The sequence below is a fragment of the Micromonospora sp. NPDC048843 genome, from assembly GCF_040649965.1.
Taxonomy (GTDB): domain Bacteria; phylum Actinomycetota; class Actinomycetes; order Mycobacteriales; family Micromonosporaceae; genus Micromonospora; species Micromonospora hortensis.
Map to the genome: position 1 here is coordinate 1 of NZ_JBEZGJ010000279.1, position 6,443 is coordinate 6,443.

Below are 6,443 nucleotides of genomic sequence, written 5' to 3' on the forward strand. Positions count from 1 at the left end.
GGGACGATGCGGGCGAACCGGTCCACCGGTGCCGCTGCCCGCCCGCCCCCGGGTGACGCGCTTTGCGAGGCGGCCCCGGCGAGCGGTGCCATGGCTCGGCCGTGCCCTGGTCGTGGCTCGTCCGTGCCCCGGTCGTGGCTCGGCCGTGCCCTGGTCGTGGCTCGTCCGTGCCCCGGTCGTGGCTCGTCCGCGGCGGCCGGCTTGTTCGACTCGGGTTCCTGAAGGTCGCGGTGTCGCGGCGTCCGGGATGCCCCGATTTCCGGGAACCCGAGTCGATCTTCGGGTCGGCCGGAGCGCCGGGCCGGGGGCGGATTCGCGGTGGAGGCCGACGACCTGTTAGCCTTGCTGCCGGCCCGCCCGGTGTAAGCCGGGTGGGACCGAAGCCGGTTCGCCGGCGGGGGGCTGTGGCGCAGACTGGTAGCGCACCTCGTTCGCATCGAGGGGGTCAGGGGTTCAAATCCCCTCAGCTCCACCCCAGGTCAAAGGCCGTTTCCGCGAGTCGGAGACGGCCTTTTTGATCTTTTGGGTGCCAAGCCGCGCCCATCACGTACGCCCCATCGACACGACGCGTGGCCACCCGCCCAGATTCGTGAACTGGCGAAGGTAGCGCTCGCATCGCTGGGTGAACTCGCCCGGCTCGGGTGGCAGTCGAGTCGCCGTGACCATGTGGCGCGGGTGGGTGTGGCCCGGCCGCAGCAGCTGGATCTGGTCGTCGATGAACTGGCCGCCAGTGCGGTCGGCGACGGCAAGTGCCATGGCCAGCGCTACCACGACACTCACGCACGTGCGGTAGGGGCTGAAGACGCAATCCGGGTCGCCGCCGGTCTCCGGCTCATGGTCGATGACCAGGAGCCAGGCACCGTCCTCGAAGCCCGAGACGTCGATCTCAAAGTGGATCGAGCCTGGCATTCCGTTGGGCTGACGTTCAAGGCGGTCGCCGATGGTGGTGGACCGCAGTTCCGCCGCGTCGAGGCGGCGGCCGGACGCGACGCGGCGTCCCTGCTCGTAACGTCGGTCGGTGAACACGCTCAGCTCGGGTGTCGTGTCCAGGCCGAGAAGTTCGGCCAGGGTGGCCCGCGCGGCGATCATCATCTCGGCGAGCGAGATGGGCCGGGCCAGCGTTGCCTCAAGATCGACTGACATCCGAGCCTCCGGTCTCGTCGCGTGGTCCCGTGGTCAGTGCCACAGGCTAGGAGAAGCGTTCGGTCGTCGCGGGTATCAAGCCGTGCTGGCGCAGGACGCTCGTCAGCTCGCACAGGGTCGAGCCGAGCACAACGGTGGCGTCGGTCCTCAGTAGCGCGGTCACGTCGAGACACCAGGCGAGGGTGTGGCCGACGCGGCGCAGATCCCAGGTGATCTGGTCGCCGTTCTGGTCGAGACGACCCGTCGCGGCGGACGCGCCCGTGCCGCCCGCCGGTGTCCGCCAGGCCGTCCGGAGGCTCGCCACCTGCCCGGCGCCGAGATCCTTGGCGAAGAGGACCCGGTACACCCGTCGATCGTGGAAGCCGGTCGGGGGCTGTGCGGGGCCGAGCCGCAGCGGCGGGGCGGTGGCGATCGGTTGACGGTCGAGGAAGTGCGTACGAAGCACCGAATCGTCAGGCAGTTGCCCGCCGCCGAGCGCGCGGTAGACCTCTTCGGCATCCCGACGGGAGGTGGGAAGCACGCGCGCCAGCACCTCGGGGTCGGTGCGTATGGCGCGGCTCAGCGCGGCGGAACTCCACCAGCCGGCGTCCGGCGTCCAGCCCGCGCTGTCCAGCCCCGTGGTGGTGAAGTCGCGGTGGCGGGTGAACTCCTCAACGACGATGCCTTCCACAGTGGTCGCCCGGTCGCGGTGGCCGACCAGGTAGTAGTCCAGGGGCGGTCCCGCGTCGGGCAGGAGCACGGGCGCAGCGCGCATCGGGTCGGCGGTCATCGGCACAACCGTAGCGAAGGAGGACGGTTAGCATCCGGACCTCTACGTGAGGAGCCCAGATGACTTCGGTGGCCCAGACCCGGTTCGGCATCGTCGGCAGTGGTTGGCGAGGTGAGTTCTTCCTTCGCCTGGCCCGGCTGCTCCCCGAGCGGTTCCGGGTGACCGGGGTGGTGACGCGTACCGAGTCGCGGGGAGTGGCCGTGACCGCCGACTGGGGCGTGCCGACCTTCCGCACGACGGCGGAGATGCTCGCCCACGAGCGGCCGGACTTCGTCATCGTGTCGGTGCCGTGGCCGGTGACGCCCGAGGCGACCCGGGAGCTTGTCGCGGCCGGCGTACCGGTGCTCGCCGAGACGCCGCCCGCCCCCGACCTGGCGGGTCTGCGCTCGCTCTGGGCCGACGTCGGAGGCAGTGGTCTGGTGCAGGTCGCCGAGCAGTACCTGCTGATGCCCGGTCATGCGGCACGGCTGGCGTTGGTCCGCGCCGGCGTGCTCGGTGAGCCGACCTCGGTCCAGATCTCGTCGACCCACCTGTACCACGCGGTCTCACTGATCCGGGGTCTGCTCGGCGTCGGTCACGAGAGCGCCGAGGTGAGCGCGCGCGCCTTCGTCGCGCCGCTGGCCAATCCGCTCTCGCCGGCCGGCTGGAGCGGCGACGACACCCCGCAGCAGCTCTCCACCACCCTCGCGACCATCGACTTCGGCGGGCGGATGGGGTTGTACGACTTCACCGACAACCAGTGGTGGAACCCGCTGCGTACCCGCCGGTTGGTGGTCCGGGGCTCGCGCGGTGAGCTGGTGGACGACCGGGTGGTCCGCCTGGTCGACCAGAGCACGCCGGTGGAGTCGTTTCTGGCCCGGCGGCAGACCGGTCTCGACCTCAATCTGGAAGGGCTCGACCTCAAACACATCAGCTTCGATGGCGACGTGGTCTACCGCAATCCGTTCGTCGGCAGCGGGATGTCCGACGACGACATCGCGGTGGCCGACATCGTCGCCCGTGCCGGGGCGTGGGCGCGGGAGGAGGGCCCGGCTCCGTATCCGCTTGCCGAAGCCTGCCAGGACCATCTGATCAGCCTCGCCATCGACGAATCGGTACGCGCCGGCCGGCCGGTCGTCACCGCCGCCGAGGCATGGGGGCGGTAGCTGCTGTTGATCCGTTCCTGTCTCTTGGCTGACAGTGCGCAACCGTACAGCCAGCTCACCTGTGGAGCCGGGTATCAACCGAATGCCCGGGAGCACCCGGGCCCCACACGGGGAGCAAGGATGAATCGAAGCACTCGACGCCGGATGCTCGCAGCCACCGCAACCGGTCTGCTGGCCACCTCTCTCGGCGTCGCTGTCTCCGCGACGGCGACCGCCGCGCCCGGCGGGGCGACCCTCCGCACCTGCAAGATCAGTACACTGCCGTACCCGACCGACACCTATCGCGCCGACGCGAACGCCGTCGACCCGACGGGTCGCTACGTCGCGGGCACCGCGCTGCGGGTCGGTGAGACCGACAACCAGTACCTGCTGCTGTTCTGGGACGGGCAGCGGGTCACCGAGCTGGAGTCGGAGGGCTCGGCCACCCCCGTCGACATCAACGCCGACGGCGTCGTGATCGGCAACGGATCGGCGGAGACCGGATACGGGCAGCCGTGGAGGTACCGCGACGGCAAGCTCGAGCAGTTGCCGATGCTGCCGTCCACCGCCACGTATGTCAGCGCCATCAACGATGCCGGCGACATCGTCGGCCACGGCTCCGACATCGTCTCCGGGGAAATGGTCGCGCTGCGCTGGCCGGCCGCCCGTCCGGGCACTGTGGAGGTGCTCGACGCCCCGGTCGACGCCCAGGCTGGTGGGATCACTGACAACGGGACCATCGTCGGTAGCGCCGGAGCCTTCGGAGACTGGAACAGCTGGGTCCGCCGCCCGAACGGCCGGATCGACGCGCTCACGTTCCCCGGCGCCGAGTGGAGCACGGCCGGCGCGGCGGCGGGCCGCTGGGCGATCGGCCAGGTATGGCTGGGCGGCGGCACCACGTCGACCAGGGTTCGGTGGGACCTTCGGAACGGCTCGCACACGTTGCTCGACCAGGACATGCCGGCCCTGACCGGCGTCAACGCCAAGGGCGTCGTGGTGGGCGGTGACCGCGTTGCCAGGGGCTCCACCTCTCGGGTGCTGCCGGGTGGCGGCGTAGGGGTGGTCGTCGGGGCCCGGTCCATCTCCGACTCGGGCACCATCGTCGGGTTCCGCAACGTCCTCGCCGACCGGCTGACCCCGGTGCGCTGGACTGGCTGCTGACCCACCGACTCTCCCACCGCGTGGGGCCGGCCCGGACGGGTCGGCCCCACGTCGCGTCAGCGCGTCACGGCTTCCAGGAACCGGCGGTCTGGAACTGGTCCTGGTACTCCAGCGCGCCCGAGGTGTCGTGCACGTCGAACACCACGCTGCCGGTGCGTCTGGTGCCGGCGGTCAGATCGTCGACGGCCGGCATCGGTTTGCCGCAGCCGGAGAAGGCTCCACCGATCGCTGTGGTCTTGGTGCCGTCGGCGGCGACCCACTGGAAGTAGAGCGGGTTCGTCGACGCGGTGCCCTTGGTGACAGCCACCGTCACATCGGCGATCACGTACATGCCCTCGCCGGGCTTCAGTCCATGGGACTTGCAGGGTTTGGTGGCGCTGCTGAACTTCGTGACGGTGATCTCGACGGTGCCGGCCTCGCGGTTGATGATCAGAGTGTCGCCCGGCGACAGGTCGCGGGTGTCGCCGTTCGCCGGCGGCGGGGTCGGTGGGGTGGCCTGCGCCTCGCTCACAGTGGTCGAGGTGCCCTTGGTGCCGATCACGACCGCCACGATGCCGCCGGCGCAGGTGAGCAGTGTGAGTACGGCCGCGGTGACCGCGACGACCACTACGGACTTCTTGGCGCGGTCCGTCTGCGCAGGTGGCGGTGCGATGATCGGGTAGCCGGAACCACCGGGTGCCCGATATCCGCCGCCATGGCCCGTGTGCCCGCCGGCCGCCGGGTACGCAGCCCCCGAGAACGGCGGCTGCGGTGTGGCCGCGGACGAGCGGGTCGGCGGCTGCTGGTTCGGCTGTCGGGGGTCGTGCGGCCTGACGGGGGGCTGGGGGTGGGTCACCGTACTCCTTGAAACTTCGGTACGTGCGGTGCGGGAACTCTTCGACGTTACCGTGGGTGGCGGAGCGTCCAGTCGCCACGCCGGACGGCTTCCCATCGAGAGGATGCGAAACCCGTCCGGCCAGCGTGGACGGTGGTCAACCGGTCACCGAACGCCAATGTGGATCAGTATTCCATTCATCGCTTTGAGTAACTAGTCGAGGTCATCGTGCCGGGAGCGCGGCGGCGGTGCGGACCAGCCCGTCGGCGATCACGAAGCGACCGCTGATCGATGTGGGCGGGTCGTCGACAGCCGCCGCGTCCACCCGGGCCGGTGCGATCCGGGCCGTGAACGTTCCGGCATCCGGATCGATGTCGAGTAGGGCGTCGTGGAAGTCCAGCCAGCCGCGGACGATCGGATGCCACACCTTGTAGATGGTCTCCTTCGCGCTGAACAGCACGACCGGCCAGTAGGTGCCGCCGGGTAGCCGTGCGCAGGTGGCCTCCTCCTCGGGCAGCAGCACGAGTCTGCGTACTCCCGGATTGACCTCGCGGTGCTGCTCGGCATCCATCCCGACGGACCGGATGTCGGTGGTGCGCGCCGCCGCCGCGGCGCAGTAGCCGGCGGTGTGGGTGATGCTGCCGACCACCCCGGATGGCCAGACCGGCGCGCGGTCGGCGGCGGCCGGCACGGCTGTCGCCGGCAGGCCGAGGTCGCGCAATGCCCTGCGAGCGCAATTCCTTCCCGCGGCAAAGTCCCGCCGACGGGTCTGCGCCGCCCGCTCACCGAGACATGCCTGCTCAGCGGGGAGTAATTCGCCCGTCCAGTCCTCGGGCCCGGCGACGGCGACGGCGACCGTCGATGGGAGCAGGTCACGCATTCCGGTGACCTACTGGTCGGTAGGAATGACGCAGAGAGTTAACCGTCAAATTTCCGACTCCCATGACCGCCGAAGGTACCGCAAAGATGTAACACCGGAGGGACGCGCAGCGCCCTCCCTGATGGCTCCGGGGGGACCACCATCAATGCTGGCCGGCACGGCAGCCGCCAGTCCCGTGGACATCTGGAAGGACGTGCGATGACCGATGGCCTGGAACGGCCGGGGGTGCGGGCTGACGAACACGCCCCGAAGACCCCCTGCTGGAGCTGCGGCTCCTGCGGTGACGAGTGGCCGTGCGCGACGAAGCGCACCCGGCTGCTGGCGGAGTACGGGGGTGACCGCGCAATGCTCAGCGTCTATCTGGGCTCCTGCCTCGCCGCCGCCACCGAGGATCTGCGCGCCGCTCCGGTGATGTCGCTCCAGGACAGGTTCATCGGCTGGTTGCCGCGCGGCTCCCGACGTAGCTGCTCCTGATCGCCGCGTCCCTGGCAATCGGCACCACCGCCGGCGTTCTCGGCGTCCGGGGCTGGCTCGCCGCCCGGCGGCGGCAGC

The 6,443-nt window shown here is 70.4% G+C and carries 7 protein-coding genes and 1 tRNA gene; 4 read left to right on the forward strand and 4 right to left on the reverse strand.

All coding sequences use genetic code 11. The annotated features are described in order from the left end of the window. Positions 1–398 precede the first annotated feature (398 nt). Positions 399–472, forward strand: a tRNA-Ala gene (locus AB0C20_RS34410). A 71-nt stretch (positions 473–543) separates the two neighbouring features. Here AB0C20_RS34410 and AB0C20_RS34415 read toward each other — a convergent pair. Together AB0C20_RS34415 and AB0C20_RS34420 are read right to left on the reverse strand one after the other, a co-directional pair. After that, positions 544–1,143, reverse strand: coding sequence for a hypothetical protein (locus AB0C20_RS34415; protein ID WP_357569570.1), 600 nt, complete (start codon positions 1,141–1,143; stop codon positions 544–546). 46 nt (positions 1,144–1,189) lie between these two features. Next, complete coding sequence (locus AB0C20_RS34420; protein ID WP_357190970.1) at positions 1,190–1,912, reverse strand: hypothetical protein; 723 nt, start codon at positions 1,910–1,912, stop codon at positions 1,190–1,192. A 59-nt stretch (positions 1,913–1,971) separates the two neighbouring features. Here AB0C20_RS34420 and AB0C20_RS34425 point away from each other — a divergent pair, with 59 nt between their 5' ends. Then, positions 1,972–3,057, forward strand: coding sequence for a Gfo/Idh/MocA family oxidoreductase (locus AB0C20_RS34425; RefSeq protein WP_357190972.1), 1,086 nt, complete (start codon positions 1,972–1,974; stop codon positions 3,055–3,057). A 120-nt stretch (positions 3,058–3,177) separates the two neighbouring features. Then, positions 3,178–4,197 carry a hypothetical protein gene (locus AB0C20_RS34430; protein WP_357569571.1) on the forward strand — a complete coding sequence of 340 codons (1,020 nt, stop codon included), beginning with the start codon at positions 3,178–3,180 and terminating at the stop codon, positions 4,195–4,197. A 64-nt stretch (positions 4,198–4,261) separates the two neighbouring features. Here AB0C20_RS34430 and AB0C20_RS34435 read toward each other — a convergent pair whose 3' ends face one another. Together AB0C20_RS34435 and AB0C20_RS34440 are read right to left on the reverse strand one after the other, a co-directional pair. After that, positions 4,262–5,032, reverse strand: a complete 771-nt coding sequence (locus AB0C20_RS34435; protein ID WP_357569572.1) for a DUF4352 domain-containing protein — start codon at positions 5,030–5,032, stop codon at positions 4,262–4,264. Positions 5,033–5,234: 202 nt separating this feature from the next. Beyond that, positions 5,235–5,891 (reverse strand): 4'-phosphopantetheinyl transferase superfamily protein, encoded by a 657-nt coding sequence (locus tag AB0C20_RS34440; RefSeq protein WP_357190978.1) that lies wholly within the window; start codon positions 5,889–5,891, stop codon positions 5,235–5,237. 198 nt (positions 5,892–6,089) lie between these two features. Between AB0C20_RS34440 and AB0C20_RS34445 the strand changes: the two genes are divergently transcribed. Next, positions 6,090–6,365: a hypothetical protein gene (locus tag AB0C20_RS34445; RefSeq protein WP_357569573.1), complete on the forward strand. Its 276-nt coding sequence runs from the start codon at positions 6,090–6,092 to the stop codon at positions 6,363–6,365. Positions 6,366–6,443: the final 78 nt, after the last annotated feature.